At 26.8% G+C, this 17,780-nt stretch carries 17 protein-coding genes and 1 other annotated feature; of the genes, 8 read left to right on the top strand and 9 right to left on the bottom strand.

All coding sequences use genetic code 11. The features are described from left to right. Position 1 precedes the first annotated feature (1 nt). Positions 2-1,084, top strand: coding sequence for an ABC transporter substrate-binding protein (locus ACYUCG_RS08230; protein WP_139933850.1), 1,083 nt, complete (start codon positions 2-4; stop codon positions 1,082-1,084). A 34-nt stretch (positions 1,085-1,118) separates the two neighbouring features. Here the strand turns inward: ACYUCG_RS08230 and ndk are convergent, their stop codons facing one another. Further along, the gene (gene ndk, locus ACYUCG_RS08235) at positions 1,119-1,550 is read right to left on the bottom strand and encodes a nucleoside-diphosphate kinase (protein ID WP_139933852.1); all 432 of its coding nucleotides are present in this window, start codon (positions 1,548-1,550) and stop codon (positions 1,119-1,121) included. A gap of 184 nt (positions 1,551-1,734) precedes the next feature. Here ndk and ACYUCG_RS08240 point away from each other — a divergent pair, with 184 nt between their 5' ends. Then, on the top strand, positions 1,735-2,004 hold the full coding sequence (locus ACYUCG_RS08240; protein WP_139933853.1) for an acylphosphatase: 270 nt from the start codon (positions 1,735-1,737) through the stop codon (positions 2,002-2,004). 130 nt (positions 2,005-2,134) lie between these two features. Here ACYUCG_RS08240 and ACYUCG_RS08245 read toward each other — a convergent pair whose 3' ends face one another. Both ACYUCG_RS08245 and ACYUCG_RS08250 read right to left on the bottom strand, forming a co-directional pair. Continuing rightward, complete coding sequence (locus tag ACYUCG_RS08245; protein ID WP_240298645.1) at positions 2,135-2,290, bottom strand: hypothetical protein; 156 nt, start codon at positions 2,288-2,290, stop codon at positions 2,135-2,137. Between the two features lie 110 nt (positions 2,291-2,400). Continuing rightward, the gene (locus ACYUCG_RS08250; protein WP_139933855.1) at positions 2,401-2,967 is read right to left on the bottom strand and encodes a hypothetical protein; all 567 of its coding nucleotides are present in this window, start codon (positions 2,965-2,967) and stop codon (positions 2,401-2,403) included. 178 nt (positions 2,968-3,145) lie between these two features. On the opposite strand from ACYUCG_RS08250, the gene ACYUCG_RS08255 reads away from it, so the two are divergent. Continuing rightward, a complete protein-coding gene (locus ACYUCG_RS08255) occupies positions 3,146-4,417 on the top strand; it encodes a D-alanyl-D-alanine carboxypeptidase family protein (protein WP_240298646.1) in 1,272 nt (423 codons plus the stop codon). 53 nt (positions 4,418-4,470) lie between these two features. On the opposite strand, the gene ppaX is transcribed toward ACYUCG_RS08255, so the two are convergent. Then, positions 4,471-5,115 (bottom strand): pyrophosphatase PpaX, encoded by a 645-nt coding sequence (gene ppaX, locus ACYUCG_RS08260; protein ID WP_283677951.1) that lies wholly within the window; start codon positions 5,113-5,115, stop codon positions 4,471-4,473. A gap of 142 nt (positions 5,116-5,257) precedes the next feature. After that, positions 5,258-5,519 (top strand) — a binding site (T-box leader). Positions 5,520-5,701: 182 nt separating this feature from the next. Here ppaX and asnA point away from each other — a divergent pair. From asnA to ACYUCG_RS08285, 5 genes are all read left to right on the top strand, one after another. Beyond that, positions 5,702-6,712, top strand: a complete 1,011-nt coding sequence (asnA, locus tag ACYUCG_RS08265; RefSeq protein WP_060795944.1) for an aspartate--ammonia ligase — start codon at positions 5,702-5,704, stop codon at positions 6,710-6,712. A gap of 134 nt (positions 6,713-6,846) precedes the next feature. Next, on the top strand, positions 6,847-7,665 hold the full coding sequence (locus ACYUCG_RS08270; RefSeq protein ID WP_283704723.1) for a tetratricopeptide repeat protein: 819 nt from the start codon (positions 6,847-6,849) through the stop codon (positions 7,663-7,665). 111 nt (positions 7,666-7,776) lie between these two features. Then, positions 7,777-8,154: a CidA/LrgA family protein gene (locus tag ACYUCG_RS08275; protein WP_060795942.1), complete on the top strand. Its 378-nt coding sequence runs from the start codon at positions 7,777-7,779 to the stop codon at positions 8,152-8,154. Continuing rightward, positions 8,147-8,857 (top strand): LrgB family protein, encoded by a 711-nt coding sequence (locus ACYUCG_RS08280; protein ID WP_060795941.1) that lies wholly within the window; start codon positions 8,147-8,149, stop codon positions 8,855-8,857. The genes ACYUCG_RS08275 and ACYUCG_RS08280 overlap by 8 nt, the downstream gene beginning before the upstream one ends. 97 nt (positions 8,858-8,954) lie before the next feature. Continuing rightward, positions 8,955-9,410: a hypothetical protein gene (locus tag ACYUCG_RS08285; protein ID WP_460268422.1), complete on the top strand. Its 456-nt coding sequence runs from the start codon at positions 8,955-8,957 to the stop codon at positions 9,408-9,410. Between the two features lie 80 nt (positions 9,411-9,490). Here the strand turns inward: ACYUCG_RS08285 and ACYUCG_RS08290 are convergent, their stop codons facing one another. From ACYUCG_RS08290 to ACYUCG_RS08310, 5 genes are all read right to left on the bottom strand, one after another. Beyond that, positions 9,491-11,653, bottom strand: a complete 2,163-nt coding sequence (locus tag ACYUCG_RS08290) for a type IA DNA topoisomerase (RefSeq protein ID WP_460268423.1) — start codon at positions 11,651-11,653, stop codon at positions 9,491-9,493. Positions 11,654-11,892: 239 nt separating this feature from the next. Then, positions 11,893-13,050, bottom strand: coding sequence for an amidohydrolase (locus ACYUCG_RS08295; RefSeq protein ID WP_415341985.1), 1,158 nt, complete (start codon positions 13,048-13,050; stop codon positions 11,893-11,895). Between the two features lie 163 nt (positions 13,051-13,213). Then, positions 13,214-13,711, bottom strand: a complete 498-nt coding sequence (locus tag ACYUCG_RS08300; RefSeq protein WP_283704726.1) for a TspO/MBR family protein — start codon at positions 13,709-13,711, stop codon at positions 13,214-13,216. 45 nt (positions 13,712-13,756) lie between these two features. Next, positions 13,757-15,793 (bottom strand): sensor histidine kinase, encoded by a 2,037-nt coding sequence (locus ACYUCG_RS08305; RefSeq protein WP_460268424.1) that lies wholly within the window; start codon positions 15,791-15,793, stop codon positions 13,757-13,759. Next, a complete protein-coding gene (locus ACYUCG_RS08310) occupies positions 15,783-17,669 on the bottom strand; it encodes a sensor histidine kinase (protein ID WP_460268425.1) in 1,887 nt (628 codons plus the stop codon). The genes ACYUCG_RS08305 and ACYUCG_RS08310 overlap by 11 nt, the downstream gene beginning before the upstream one ends. Positions 17,670-17,780 lie beyond the last annotated feature (111 nt).

Raw genomic sequence — 17,780 nt, forward strand, 5'->3', positions numbered from 1 at the left:
TATGAAATTCAAAAAATTTTTAGCATTAACTTGTTCAACACTTCTTATATCATCTCTTTTTGTTGGTTGCGGTCCAAAAAAAGATGAGGAAGCTACTCAAGATAAAAACAGTAACGTTCTTTATGTTTATAACTGGGGAGACTATATAGATCCAGAGCTTCTTACTAAATTCAAGGAAGAAACTGGCATAGATGTTAAGTATGATGTTTATGATACTAATGAAATAATGTATCAAAAACTTAATAGTGGTAATGTATCTTATGATATAGTAATTCCTTCTGATTACATGATAGAAAAAATGAAAAACGAAGATATGTTAGCAAAAATAGATTTTTCTAATATACCTAATTATAAATATATAGGAGAACAATTTAAAAAATTAGCTTATGATCCAACTGATGAATACTCAGTACCATACATGTGGGGAACAGTTGGAATAATATATAATACAAAGAGAGTTAGTGATCCTGTAGATAGTTGGAATATTCTTTGGAATCCTAAATATAAGGATCAAGTTATAATGCCAGATAGTGTTAGAGATGCTATGGCTGTTGCAGAAAAAAAATTAGGATATTCATTAAATACAGAAAACCTAGACCAAATAGAAGCAGCTAAAAAGGAGCTTATGACTCAAAAGAAAGATGGCTTAATATTAGCTTATATGGTTGACCAAGTTAAAGATGCCATGGTTGGTGGAGAGGCTTCTCTTGCTGTTGCTTGGTCTGGAGATGCTGTAACAATGATAGAGAGAAATCCTGATTTAGCTTATGCTATTCCTAAGGAAGGATCAAATAAATGGTTTGATGCCATAGCAATTCCTAAAAATGCAAAGCATAAAGAAAATGCTGAGAAGTTTATAAACTTCCTTTGCGATCCTGAAAATGCTGAGCAAAATGTAGAATATATAGGCTACTCTACTCCAAATACAGCTGCATATGACCTTTTACCTGAGGATATAAGAGATGATAAAGTTGCATATCCAGATGAAGAGTCATTAAAAAATTGTGAGGTATTTATAGATTTACCTTCTAAAATACTTAGAAAATATGATGAGGCTTGGTTAGAAATCAAGTGTGTTTATTAAAAAAATGCATGTGCAAAGGCACATGCATTTTATATTATCCACAAATTTCTTCACAAAATATTTTTGGGAACCATAACTTAATTTCTTTTTCAGCACTTTCTATTGAATCTGATGAATGAACTGAGTTTTCTGTTCCACTTAATGCAAATCTTCTTCTTATTGTTCCAAACTCAGCTTTTTCTGGATTTGTTGCACCATTTAAAGCTCTTATTTTTTTTATAGCATCTTCTCCTTCAAGAATTAAGGCTACAAGAGGACTTCTTGTTATATATTTAATTAGAGAATTGAAAAACTGCTTATCTTTATGTTCTTCATAATGTTTTTCTGCAAACTCTTTAGTTATTTGCTTCATTTCTATAGCCTTTATCTTTAGTCCTGCTCCCTCATAAACCTCTAATATTTTACCTATTAAATTTCTTTCAACGGCATCGGGTTTTATTAAAACAAGACTTTTTTCTAACCTCATTAAAATTCCTCCTCAATATTATTTCCCTTTAAATATATTATACATATAATTTCCTATTTATGTAAACATTCACAATAAAATTGTATAAATATTTAGTTATTAATTTATTATTTCCGCATTAGCTTGAGAAATAAGTGCCTTTTATATAGTATTCTAATTATAATAAATATAGGAGGTGTTTACTGTGATTAGAAAAGAATTTCTAGTAAGTGGTAGAGTTCAAGGTGTAGGTTTCAGATTCTTTTGTAAGTATCAAGCTAGCTTATTATCTTTAACTGGTTATGCTGAAAATTTAGATGATGGTCAAGTACTTATAGAAGTGCAAGGTGATGAATCCTCAATAAAAAAATTCAAAACTAAAATTTTAAATGGTAATGGCTTTTCAAAAATTATCTCTATAGATGAGAAGGATTTAACTGTTGATACCCGTGAAAAAAGATTTTCTACATACTAATTATAAGCAAAGGAAATGGGGCTATTATTAAACTTAAAATTTATAAATATATAATAAAGATTATTCACTAATTCTTATAATATAATTCATAAGTTTATTTTTACAAGCCCCTACTCCTTCCTATAGCTTACTATATATCACAGCTATCTTGTTCATATCCATATCTTGAGCTTCCATTGCTATTAAACTCTTCATTTTCTTTATATGAAATAAATGTGCCATCATCAGGTTCATGCTCTTTATGTTTTTTATTATTATAATTCTTATTATTTTTATTATCTTTCATATTTATCACCCACCTTTAAATTTATTATTTCAAGGCAGGCTTATTTATATACCCTATTTTTAAGTTGATTATGTATATTAATTATAGCTCCTTAAACTTTTTTACTTAGATTATAAGTTATCCCACATATCTTGTATGCTACTATAATCTTCTAATACTTCATCAATTAAATCTAAAGCATCCTCATTGCTCCAAGATTCATATTTTTTTCTTTTTACTACTCTAATTATATTTTCTTCTTTTCCTTCTTTAATTAAAATAGAATCTTCACATGACTCTTTATACTTTTCTAAATCCTTTTTAATTGTATTCTCAACTTCAATAGTCTTAATTCTATTATTGTCTTCATCTCTAAAATCTATAAGTATTTTATCTAAGTTAATTAATCCATTCAAAAAGTCAAAATGCCAATTGAATCCATAGTTTAACCATAGATCATAGGTATTCTCTTCATTTGCATCAAATCTAATCATAATTAAAAATAAGTCTAATTTTTTATTGCTTATAATACTGCTTTTTAAGGCAACTAAGACATTATCACCTATATCCTTTAAAGCTTCTAAATAATCTTTAACAAAAATTATAGGTACTACTTTATCATTGACTTCTACTATTAGTGGAATTAATGTTCCTACTTCACTTTCTTTTAAAATATCATCTACAGTTAAAGCTGCCATATTATCACATCCTAAATATTAATTAATTGCTTCAAATATCTTATATTATATAAGATATGTCTTATAAATACCATAATTAAAGCTTTACATCTCTTTCTTTATTATTATTGTTATTATGCCCTATAGATGTTATAATAAAAAAAGTTTAATGAGACTTTAAAATTAGGAGAGATGAAAATTGATTAAATTTAAGAAAAAGCTTTTAAGTTCAATATTGATTGCTTTATCAGTATCACTTTTTACGCCAACAAAAGCTAATGTTCAGGCTGCTGAAATTTCACAACCTAATATAGTTGGTAAGTATGCTGTTACTTTAGATTATGACACTGGTGAAATTATTTATGCAAAGGGAATTGATGAAAAAGCATATCCTGCTAGTACAACAAAGGTAATGACAAGTCTTTTATTTGCTGAACATGCTTCAAAGAATGATTCTTTTCCATATACAGCAGATGCAAAAGCTCAACAACCTTATACATTAAACGATAGCTTTGGTCCAATACCTGTTGGCGAAGGAATGAATGCTAATGATTTAATGAAAGCTTTACTTATGTTTTCAGCTAATGATGCCGCCTCTGTAATTGCAGATGGTGTAGCTGGAAGTGCTGAAAAATTTAGTGTAATGATGAATGATGAAGTCAAAAAATTAGGATTAAAGAACACTCATTTTGTTACTCCAAATGGCTTACATAATGATGATCACTATTCAACAGCTTACGATTTGGCTGTTATTTTACAAAATGCTTATAAAAATCCTTGGGTAAGCGAAACTATGGCACTTAAGGATAGCGACATAACTGTAAACGGGAAAAAAGTACTTTTAGAAAATAGAAACAAAGAACTTGGTATCAACGGAAATATTGGTGGAAAAACTGGATTTACAACTCCTGCTGGAAGATGTTTAGTGTCAGTATACGAAAGAAATGGTAGAAAAATAGTAGGTGCTGTTTTAAACTCTCAATATGATGCCAAGGATGAAATTGTATTTAATGATATGAACAAAATTATTGATTACAGTTACTCTGTTGATAAAGTTCCATACATAAAGGCTGGAACAACAATAGATACTATTCCAGTTGAATATAAACTTTTTAGATGGTTTGGGCCAACTAAAAAAATAGATGTTCCTTTTGTTGCAACTGAAAATATAGATTATTATAATAACTATGTAAATGAAAAAGAAACATCAAAATCAATAAACTTAAATGATATGAACGCTTGGCAATTAGCTTCTAATCCTGAATCAGCTGCTGTTACTGTTACTCAAAGAGCGTATGTTAAAGATTATCCAGTAAAAGCTGATATAGGTACATTTACTCTTATAAAAGCTAATTTCTTAAGTTATTTAGGAATAATTGTTCTAGCAATAGTTGTAATTGTATTAATATTACTTATTATAAGAGCAATAAATTTAAGAAAACGTAGAAGACGTAGAAGAAATATATTTTAATAAAAAAAAGATTTAGTCTAAGACTAAATCTTTTTTTTTATAAACTTATTAAATTATGAATTTAATTCTTCAACAAGATCTAAAATCTCTAAAGGTTTATCTACATAAAAATCTGGTTTACTCTCTTGTAATTTTTCAATAGGCAATGCTGTGTATTTAACTCCACAGGTCTTAGCTCCAGCATTTTTACCTGCTAAAATATCATAAGGTGAATCACCTACCATAAGAGCTTCACTAGGAGATACTCCTAAGTTCTCACAGGCCTTTAAGACTGGCTCCCCATCTGGCTTATGCTTTTTAGTAATTTCAGGAGTTATAAAAGTGTCAAAATACTTAAATATACCCATTAATTTAGCTCCACGCTCTGCCATATCACTTTTCTTTGAAGTTACAACTCCAATTTTAATTCCTTTACTTTTTAATGTTTTTAGCATTAAATCAACACCAGTAAATTCTTTACATTCGTCATCATGTAATTCTAAGTTTATTTTTCTATAACAATTAATCATCTCTTCTATTCTATTTTCATCATAGGATTTAAAAATTTCCTGCAATGGTCTACCATAGTTCATGGTAATTTCTGCTTCAGTTGGTTCTAAATCTAACATAGTTTTAAATGTATGTTTAAATGATTTTAATATTAAATCATTAGTATTTATCAATGTTCCATCTAGGTCAAATAACACTGCTTTTATCATAAATTTCTCCTTTGTCATTTCAAAAATGAGCTTAAAAATATATACTTTTTTAATAATTATATCATAAATTTAAAAAAATTTTAAAAAACCCCTTCACAAATTAAGATTTTTAGTATATATTAATTATTAAATAAATAACTTGTACAAAGCATTGATAGGAAAAAGTAATCTTTGGAAAGAGTTTTAGCGATTGAGGGATGGTGAAAGCCTCATACTATACCTTTGATGAAGAACATCCTTGAGCTTCTAACCGAACTTCAAAACTTATTTTGGACAGTAGACTTAGACGGGTTTCTTTCCGTTAAAAGAAGGACAGTGTTAAGATGCACTGTTATTAAGTGAGTGCTTTTGTACACTAACATAGGTGGTACCGCGGAGATGATTATACAGCCTTCGTCCTATTAATAATATAGGATGATGGCTTTTTTTATTGTCTTTTAAACTATATTTTTAAATTTATTATTTCAACTATACGTATAAAACATTTAAAGAAATTTTAATAACCTGTTTGGGGCCAAACAAAATTTATAAAAAAATAGATGTAGCAAAAAATATATCTACATTTAAAATTAAGGAGTTGTTTAAAATGGAAAAATTATTTATACCAAAGGGCTATAAACCTTTATTGTCACTTAGAGAGACAGAAGTTGCTATTAAAGAACTTAAAGACTTTTTTGAAGATTCTTTAGCTAAAAACTTAAACTTAACAAGAGTTTCTGCTCCACTTTTCGTAAATAAAGGTTCAGGATTAAATGATGATCTAAATGGAATTGAAAGACCTGTAAGTTTTGATATGAAAGCTATGCCAGAGTTTAACATTCAAATAGTTCATTCTCTAGCTAAATGGAAAAGACTAGCTCTTCATAGATATGAGTTTGAACATGGTGAAGGTCTTTACACTGATATGAACGCTATAAGAAGAGATGAAGATTTAGATAACATTCATTCTATTTATGTTGACCAATGGGATTGGGAAAAAATAATAGATAAAGAAGAAAGAAACTTAGAAACTTTAAAAGAAACTGTAAGATCAATATATAGCACTTTTAAAGCTACCGAAGATTTTGTAGTAGAAAAATATCCTCATATAGAAAAAATTCTTCCTGAAGATATAACATTTATAACATCACAAGAATTAGAAGATCGTTATCCAGATCTTACTTCTAAAGAGAGAGAAACTGCTATATGTAAAGAATTTGGAGCTGTATTCATAATAGGAATTGGTGGAAAATTAGCTTCTGGTGAAAAACATGATGATAGAAGTCCAGACTATGATGATTGGACACTAAATGGAGATTTATTATTCTACTACCCTCTATTTGATGAAGCTGTAGAACTTTCATCAATGGGAATAAGAGTTGATGAGGAAAGCCTTTTAAAACAATTAAAAATAGCAGAATGTGAAGAAAGAAAAGAATTACCATTCCACCAAATGCTTCTTGAAGGAAAATTACCATATACTATAGGTGGTGGAATTGGTCAATCTAGAATATGTATGTTCTTCCTTAGAAAAGCTCACATTGGAGAAGTTCAAGCATCTATGTGGGATGAAGATATGATAAGAACTTGTGAAGAAAACAACATACATTTATTATAATATTTCTAAAAGTTATATTAAAATTTTGATTTTTATTTAATTTAACTTTAACTTTAAAAAATTCAATATTATCCCTCTTATAAATATAGTATAATTTCCTTAATAAACTAATATTTAAAAGGGGGATAATTATTATGAAAAGGTCTGTTTTAAATACATTGGCAAATGTCCTTGCAATAATTTTTATAGTTTTCTTAATGATTAAGGTAAGTGTGCCTATGGGGAGCATACTACTTATATCATTTATAATATTTAAATTAACTATAAACAAGCATTTAATTTATATGTTTAAGGGGGCTAAAAAACTTAGAGCCAATAATTTAGAAGAAGCTTTATCTTTTTATAGAAAGGCCGCTCTATGTACTAGCTCTAATGTCAAAGCTATAAAAACTTATGTTTTCTTAGAACTTAAAATAGGATCATATACTGAAGCTTTAGAAACCTTAAAAAGTATAGTATCTAAAAGAAAATTTTTACCTGAAGACGCAAACCAACTTGATTTACTTCAAGCGATACTTTATTGGAAATTAAATGATATAAAAACTTCTCTTCAAATCTTAGATGATTTAAAAGCCAATAATTTTAAATCTCTAGATTTTTATGAAGTTTATGGATATGTTCTAATTCAACATAAAGATTTTGAAAAAGCAATTTCAATAAGTAATGAAGGATTGAAAGTTGATGAATTAAGTCAAATAATAAGAGCTAATTTAGGAGAGATTTTCTATAAAATTGGTGATACAGAAAAAGCTTGCTTTTATTTTGATGAATTAATAGATGAATGTGTAAATTTTTCAGAGCCTTATTATTTTATGGGGATTATATCAAAAGAAAAAGAGGATTTTTATAAAGCTAAAGAATTTTTAAACAAAGCACTTAAGTATGATGAGTCTATTCTAAGCAACCTATCAAAAAATGATATAGAAAACGCTTTAATAAGTATAAATCATTAATTATTGTAATATTTGATTATAGCTTTAATTGTAAATTCATTCTATAATGTATAAGGAACTTTAAAAATAGTTCCTTATATTTTTTTAATAAAAAAAGGAAGTGATTATCTAGTGAAGCTTTTAAGAGAAATGCTTATTGTAGTGTTTATATACTTCTTAGGCGAATTTATTTCTAAAAGTTTTATACATAGTGTACCTGGAAATATTATTGGAATGTTAATATTATTAGTTTTACTATGTACTAAAGTTGTTAAAGTAGAAGCTATTGACTGTGTTGCTCAATTCTTCTTAGATCATTTAGCCTTCTTCTTTGTTCCTGCAGGGGTTGGACTTATGACATCTGTTGGATTGTTAGAAGGAAATGTTCTTAAATTATTATTTATTTGTATAGCTTCAACTTTTGTTGTAATAGGAGTTACAGGTTTAGTTGTTCAAGCTTTAATAAGAAGAAAAGAAAAAAAACTACTAGGAGATGAAGTTAATGAATAACATTGTTAATAACCCTTTATTCGGAATTTTATTAACTCTTTTTGCATTCGAAATTGGTATGACCATATACAAAAAAACTAAAATCCCACTACTAAATCCTTTATTAATAGCAATTGCTCTTGTAATTGCAGTTTTAGTTTCATGCCATATAAGTTTTGAAACTTATAATATTGGTGGTAGTTTCATAAATGCATTCTTAGGACCTGCGACAGTAATTTTAGCAGTACCTTTATATAAACAGTTACAACTTTTAAAAAATCATTTTGTACCGATAATGACAGGAATAATAGTTGGAAGTTTTGCTTCTATGTGCTGTGTTATAATAATGGGATATTTCTTAGGAGTAAATCATGAACTTATTGCTTCTTTAGTTCCTAAATCAGTTACAACACCAATCGGAGTTGAAGTATCTAGCGGACTTGGTGGAATACCTTCAATCACAGTTATAGCAGTAATAATAACTGGTATAACAGGTGCAATCATAGCTCCTATGGTATGTAAATTACTTAAGATTGATCATGAAGTTGCTATGGGAGTTTCTATGGGAACAGCTGCCCATGCCGTTGGAACTACTAAAGCTTTAGAAATCGGTGAAACTCATGGTGCTATGAGTTCATTATCTATAGGTGTTGCTGGATTAATAACAGTTTTCCTTGCTCCACCAATATATATGCTATCTGCATTAATATTAAAATTTGTCTAAACAGTGATAAAATTTCACTGTTTTTTTCTTTTTAAGACTATATTTTCTTAATTATAGAAATACTAAAAATATAAATCTATAATTAAGGAGAATTAAAATGAAAATATATAAAAAAATTCTAGGCTTTTTTGCCTTAGCAGTTCTATTAAATCCAAATACTCTAACCTTAGATGCAAGCACTTTTTATAAAGCAGACCAAATTCAAAACAAAGAAATTTTATATGATATTACAGCCTTCACCACAGAAAAAAACACTCTTAACCTAATAATAAATCAATTATTTAAAGAAGATAATACTCTATTCATAGATGCTTATTTTTTAAATACAACTGAAAATACTACTTTTGAAAACTTAGAAAATTTTAATATCTCAGTTTATGATACTAATGATAAAGAGGTGTTAAATAAAACATTTAAAAGTGTTGTTATCCCTAAAGGACTTCCACCACAACATGGTAGAAGAATTTTATTTCCTATAGAAAATGAGTTTTTTAACTTACAAGAAAAAGATTTATCAAAATTATCTTACAAATTCACCTTTGATTATAATTAAAATTTTAAACTTTTCCTCTTAGCCAAATAAAAAGGAGTTGTTTTGATACAACTCCTAAATATATTTCTTAAATATATTTCTTAAATAAATTCCATTCTCCATGTGAAATAACCTTTTTCTTCATCTTTTTCATATATGAAGTATGCTGCAAAGGTATTTCCTTTTTTACTTTTTAAATTTCTAAATCCAACTTTTCCATTAGCTAATAGAAGTTTTACCATCTGAGGTGTTACTTGCTTTCCAAGGGAAGCTATATACTTATCATTTTTCCATATGGTATATTTACATCCATTTTTCCAATTAACACATCCAAATCCTCTTTCTCCCTCTATAACAGGATTTCCACAGTTAGGACATTTTCCTAAAACCTCCACCCCTTCTGGTGCCTCTACTTTAAAGTGTTTTGCCATGGAATCATCATTTTTTATAGCCTTAACTCCCTCTATAGTAAAGTTTTTTATAAGATTTAAGAAATCTTCCTTTTTAACCTTCCCTCTTTCTATATCAGAAAGAGTTTTTTCTAGTCTTCCTGTGTATTCTAAATCTAAAAGTTCCTTAACAGGGAATATTTCAACTATTGTTCTACCAAGCTCTGTACAAGTTAAACTTTTTCCCTTTGTAGTAATATATCCTACATCCTTAAGTTTTTTAATTGTTTCAGCTCTAGTAGCAGGTGTTCCTATACTAAATCCACTTAGTATTGAAGCCATCATTTCTTCACTATCTTCCTCTGCATCCTCTTTAAAACTCTTGCCACAAGTCTCCATAACCCTAAGTAAAGTCTTCTCAGTATGCTTTTTAGGTGGTTTTTTAGTAACCTTATTTATTTTACTATCTACTAAATCCACTATTTCTTTTTCATTTACCATTGGAAGAATTGTATCTTTACTATCTATTTTTTCAACAACTCTCCATCCTTCTACAAGCTGAACTTTTCCTTTTGAAATAAATACGCCCTTAACCTCTGTATCATTTACCTTAGAAGTTATTTTTGTTTCCTCAAATTCAGCTACAGGCATAAATTGCATAATAAATCTATTTTTAACTGCTGTATAAACTATTCTCTCATCTTGAGTTAAATTATTAGGTTTCATGTAAGTTGGAACTATTGCACTATGGCTCTCAACCTTTGAATTATCAAAAACCCTTTTATTTTGAACAAACTTTATTTGCTCTTCATAAGGTAATCCTACCTTAAGCTTTTCTAAAACATTTCTAGTTCTATCAACTAAGCTCTCCTCTAAAGCCATACTTCCTGTTCTAGGATAAGTTATAAACTTCTTTTCATATAAAGATTGAGCTACTTTTAAAACCTTATCTGAAGTCCATCCTTTGTATTTACTTGTTATATATCCTTGAAGATTAGAAAGATTAAATAAAAATGGTGGATATTCTTTTTTTCTTTCTGTTTGCTTTTCAATTATTTCAGCATTTTTATCCTTTATCTTTTCTTTAATTTCATCTAAAACCTTCTTATCTTCAAACTTCTCTGAATTATTTTCATAATAAGTTCCTTCAAATTCCTCATTTTTTAAAGTTTTAAAGGTACCATTAAGTTTATAATATGCACTTGATTTAAAGTTTTCTATTTCTTTATCTCTATCATAAATTATTTTTAAAGTAGGTAGAAGAACTCTCCCTATATTTAAAATCTGTCCATCATTTAGCTTATATTTTATTGTTGTCACAGAAGTTAAGTTTATACCAATTATCCAGTCTGCCCACTGTCTTCCTATACCAGCATCTTGAAGAGATTGCATTTCCTCATTAGGTTTTAACTTTTCCATACCTTTTTTAACTTCATCTGGTGTCCATTCATTTAATAAAAGTCTATAGACAGGCTTCTTTTCACTAAAATATAAGAAAATTTCATCTGCAATTACTTGTCCTTCTCTATCAAAGTCAGTAGCAGAAATTATTCCATCTACATCTTCTCTATCTATAAGCCCTTTTATTATCTTTATTTGCTTTTCCGCACCCTTATCAATGATGTTTCTATTTAAAGAATCTTGTTTTATTTTATATTTAAATACTTCTGGGATAAAAGGGAATTTTTCCATTCTCCATCCCTTCATGTTCTCATCATAATCCTTTGCATCAAATAACTGCAATAAGTGTCCGAAAGCCCATGTTATAAGATATTCTTCGCCTTCAAAGTATCCATCTTTTCTCTTTTTTATATTAAAAGCATCTGCAATATTTCTAGCAACAGATGGTTTTTCTGCAATTATTACCTTTTTCAAAGTATCACTCCTAATTATTATCCTTTTGTTATATTAACTTCTATATTCTCTCCTCTTCTATATCTTTGACAGATTTAAAAATTTATTTCACTTATTAAAATAATAAGGGCTGTCTCAAAACTTAGTATTTAATTATAAGTTTTACTAAGTTATATTGATACAGCTCCATTAATTTATCTAAAATATATTAAAAATCAAATTCAAACATTATTTATTATAATATAAAATTGCTTTTATTCCTAGTCTTTATAAACTACCTCTCCATTTATAATTGTATAAATAGTTTTTGTAGCTATTTCAAAAGGACTTCCATTTAAAATTACTAAATCTCCATCCTTTCCTTCCTTTAAGCTTCCAACTCTTTCATCAATACCTATTATTTCAGCTGGATTTATTGTTATGGCTTCTAAGGCTTCATTAAAAGTAATTCCTTCTTTCATAGCCATAGCTGCACATAGGGGAAGGTTATCTATTGTTACCACTGGATGGTCTGTAGTTATTGCTACTTTAATTCCTTTATCTATTAAGGCCTTTGGAGTCTTAAAGGTTTTATTTAAAGTCTCTGCCTTTCCATTAAAACTTAAAGTTGGCCCAACTATAGCATCTAGATTTTCTCTTTTAATATAATCACTTATTAAATGTCCTTCTGTACAATGATCTAAAGTTAATTTAAGATTAAATTCCTTAGCTATTCTTATGGCAGTCAAAATATCATCTGCTCTATGAGCATGAGCCTTCATAGGTATTTCTCTATTAATTAATGGAAGTAAAGCTTCATATTTTAAATTCTTACTAAAATCCCTATCCTCTATTTCAGCATCAATTTTTCTATTTTTATAATTAACAGCCTCTGTTAAAGTTTCTCTTAATAAAGCTGCAATAGCCATTCTTGTATTAGGCATTTTATTCTTTCCAGAATAAACCCTTTTTGGATTTTCTCCAAAAGCAACCTTTATTGCTACAGGTTCCTTTATTATCATGTCATCAATACATATTCCACTTGTTTTTACAGCGGCAAACTGTCCTCCTATTACATTGGCACTTCCAGGCCCAATTACAGCTGTGGTAACTCCTGCTTCCCTTGCAGATTGGAATCCTCCATCAAAGGGATTTATTCCATCTATAGCTCTCATTTGTGGGGTTATAGGCTCACTAGCTTCATTGGTTCCATTTCCAGCCCCATTATTTCCTTCTTCATGTAATCCTAAATGACAATGTGCTTCAATAAATCCTGGAAATATTAATAGTCCTTTAGCATCAATAATCTCTTCTTCTCCTATGTATTGACTTAAATCTTCCCCAATTCTACTTATCTTTCCATCCTTAATTAGAATATCACCTTTTTCATATATCTTACCTTCTTCACAGGTAAATATTTTCCCATTTCTAATTAACATTTGCTCTCCCCCTTTTATTTATCTGATTTATATAGATATTACTTTTAGCTATCTTTTAAATCATACTTTATTTTAAAGAAAGTTTTTATTAAATATCTCTATATAATTATATCACTAAATAATTAATCCCTCTTATTTTAATAGAATAAGAGGGATTTTAAAATTACATTTCATTTAACATCCATACAAAGAAATTTAATACTCCAGCAAAGGAAACCCACATTATATAAGGAGTCATAAGAATTCCTGCTATTTTATCAAACTTAAAGAATTTAATTGTGGTTATAACTATAAATATTAATAATATGATTAACTCTATAAAGGCTAATCCATATAGTTTAAAGTGAAAGAATATTATGCTCCAAGCAAAATTTAATACAAGTTGTATTATATAAAACCAAATGGTTGACTTTGTTTTTTCTCCTTGCTTATGCCTTAAAAATATTCTATAGGCTGCTATTGCCATAAGTATATATAAAATAGTCCATACTATAGGAAAGACTATAGCCGGTGGACTAAAACAAGGTTTATTTAATGTATCATATACTTGTACACTCTCTTGAGTAAACTTTCCAATAATATATCCTCCACCTAAAGTTATTAACAAACTTATTATTAAATCACCTAAATTAAATTTTTCATTAACCTTGAATATATTCACATAAATCACCTCTCAGGTAATTATATGTGTTCCTTTTGATATATATTATATGTATATATCAGAAAATTCAATTTCAGCTTTTTCATTTAAATTATAGTAATTATTATTAAAAATATGTTCTGTTCTATCAGTTTCCTTAAATAAATCTACATCATAAAAATATAATTTAAATTTATTACCATATCCTTCATATATCTCAACTTTTAAATCTCCCCCTTGCATTTTCATAAGAGATTTACTTATATAAAGCCCTAAACCACTTCCTTCTTGTGTTCTATTTAAAGCCTTATTACTTTTAGTGAATTTATCAAAGATGTATTTTTGTTCATCATAACTTATAGAAACTCCATCATTTTCTATCATTATTACAAGATCTTTTCCTTCAAAATATATTTTTACATATATATTTCCATCTATTCTTCCATATTTAACCGAATTTGATAATAGGTTTAATATTATTCTTTCTAAAAAATCTCTATCAATAGCTATGAATATTTCTTCAAAATCTGGATCAAAAACAAAATTTATCTTTTTCTTATTTATATATTCTGCAGATGCATCTAATATATTTTCAACAACTTCAACTACATTAAGAACCATAACGTTTGCTTCTATCTGTCCTTCTGATATTTTATTAGCATCAATAAAATTATTTATGGTCCTTATAAGTCTTAAACAATTTTGTTTAATTACTAGGTTATTTCTTTCTATTGATTTAATGTTTCTATTTTCTATATTTAAGTTATTTAATTGAAGGGCTGAACTTATTACATTTATAGGAGTTCTTAATTCATGACATATATTTGTAAAAAATTTCCCCTTTATATTCTCTTCTTCTAACTTATCTTTTAAATACTTATTTAATCTTAAAGCATTATTCTTTTTAGTAATATCATTTATAATTATAATTTTATAATTATCTCCGAAAAGTATTGTATAAAACTCCCCATTAGAATATCCTCCATTAATGTTTTTAAAAATTATTTCTTCATAAGAATCTATACTCTTTTTTTCCTTTGAATAAACTTGTTTTTTTAAAATTTCTTCATATAGAACTTCCATACTTTCAAATAATATAGATTCTCTATTTCTAATTCCTAAAAACTTTAAAGCTTCATTATTTAAATAAAATAATTTTTCATCCTTAAAAATAAATATATAGTCTCCAATTGTAGATATCATTTTATTAAATAATAACTCTTCTTTCTCTAAAAGAAATTCTAATCCTTTTAATTCATCTATTTTTTTCTGTAAATACCTTTTGTTCCTTTTATACTCTTCTTTTTTTAAGAGCATTATCTTATTTATACTATTAAAACTCTTATTTAATGAAAATCTTATTATTCCTTCTACTAAAACATAATAAGCTGAGAATTCTAATATCTGACTTAAAAAAACTCCTAACTTTTTAGTATTATTTATATCATTAAGATTATTTAAAAAAATAATGTTCCCTACTGATAATAATAATATATATAAAATTAAGTAATAAAAAAATTTATCAGATGTATTTTCCCCATAAGCAACAATTATTATTAGTAATAATACAAAGAGAAAAACAACCAATATAAACATAAAATTATTTATATATATTCCATTAATAAATGCCCTCATTAAATTTTTATTATTTATTATAATTAAATAAATAGTATTATAACCAACACTTAATACTAACAAAATATTATTAAATTTTTTAAAACCTAAATTCTTTTTCTTTCCTAAAATTATTATAAGTATAATTGAATATTGAAATAATATACCTATTAGTTTATAAGTTATCATCTCATCTAGCACATAAAATTTTAATTGAGCAACTAAAGAAAGTACCTCTGGAATTACAAACCAGAAAACCCCTATACTAATAAAATATACCAAATTTTTCTTATCACCTATTTTATTACTTATTCCAATTAATAATGCAGTACCCAACATTATTGCTGAAGATAAATCTATAAATTTATAAAACATAATATATTCTTTTTCTCTTATAAAAAATACCGCTGATAATATTATTAATATATATATTAGTCTTAAGATATAATATTGTAATTTAGGATTTTCATATTCTACTTTATATTCCACATCTTTTCTCCCTATTAAATTCCAATCTTATATTTGTTCCTGTGTCTTTAATTGAGTTTATTTTTATAGTCCCATTCTGCAATTCAACCAAGTTTTTAACAATATATAGTCCAATTCCTGTACTTTTATTTTTTATCCCTCTTTTATTTCCTTTACTATATCTTAAGAAAGCCCTTTTTAAAAACTCTTTGTCCATACCTTCCCCCGTATCTGTAAAACTAATCATAACTTTGCTTTTCTTAGCGTTGATTTCTACTCCAATTCCACCTTCACTTGTATGCTTTATTGAGTTTGAAATTAAGTTTAAAACTATTCTTTGGATAAACTCTTGATCACACTTAACGTATACTTCTTCTTCATTAGTATCAAAAACATATGTTAAATTTTTCTCCTTTATATATTCAGCTAACATCCCTATAGAATCTTCAATTAGTGTTACTATATTATAAGTTTTAAAATTTGGTTTTAGGTAATCATAGTCTATTTTGGATGAATCTATTAAGTTGTTAGCCAACCTCATCAAAGTTATACAGTTTTCTTTATTAACTTGATTATAGTAATTAACTTTTTCAATATATTGTTCACTATAAAACTTTTCTTGTACCTGTGCTGATGAATATATAACATTTATTGGTGTTTTTAAGTCATGGGAAATACTTGATAAAAAATCATTTTTTATTTGTTCCTCTAATGTTTTTTTCCTTAAATTATCTTTTATTTTTTCTGAATATTTTAATTCAGTTACATTTTTCATTGCTATTATTAAACATCCCTTTGTGTTTAGCAAAATATGTAGTTCCCAAAAATTTTCTATTCCATTATTAAAAAAGGATGCTTCGCCCTTTTTTATCATTAACAATTCTTCTTTATTTTTTACATCTATTATTTTAAATAAATTTTTATTTATTATATTTCTCTTATTTTTTAAATTTAATTCATTCATAAATCTTTTATTTACTGCAAAAACCCTATAATTATTACTATTTAAAATAACTATAGACATAGGCGCATTATCTAAAAAGTCTCTAAAATAACTTTCCTTATCCCTTAATTTTTTCTTGAACTCTTTAAATTCTTTATTGCTTTCTTCCATTCTTTTATTTAATATTTCTAGTTTTCTATTTTCATCAATTATATCTTGACTTAAAGTTTCATATGGTTTTCTAATTAGCATATCTGAAATCCATATATACACAAGTAAATATAAAAATATTTTTAATATATCATTCAATAATATAATCATCTCTAACTTTAATTTATATGTTAAAAAATCTAAAACTACTAACCCTAAATTCATTAATACCAATAGCTTCAAATGATTTAAAAAGTTATTTTTACAAAGCTTAAAATCCCTTAAAACATATAAAATTATTGAAAGTAGCCATATTGAAAATATCCAAAAAACATAAATACTATCTAAAAAAACACTAATTAATGAAATAACAGTAAAAAACCAAACTGTTACTTTTATATTTAAATCTATTGCCTTAACATATGCTATTACCATAAAACAATATATACTTTCTAAAACCATACAAATAGAAATAGGTTTTAAAGTTAAATATTCAAGTATCTCTTTCTCTTCAAACGAAGCTATTAGATAAATAAGTGTATTAAATCTTAATAGCGCAACAAGTAACAAACAAATACTTATTAATTTAAAAATCTTTTTATTAGAAAATTTAAATATCGTTGTTGCAATAAATGTTATAGCAAATATTAATACTGTCTCAATACCTTTAGATAGACTAATAGCTATATGCGGACTAAAAAAATATACTGTATATAAAATAATTGCTAACAATATAAAAACACTAATTAAATTTCTAACTTTACTAAGTTTCAAATACATATAATCATTTTCTATACACTCCAATATCCTTCCCCCTTAAATATAACCATATAAATATACATTATCATAAAAAACAGATGAAATTATTTACTTTTTGTAAATTATTGTATTTAATTGTAATTAAAGAGACCTTAA

This window comes from Clostridium sp. CTA-17, assembly GCF_054767895.1.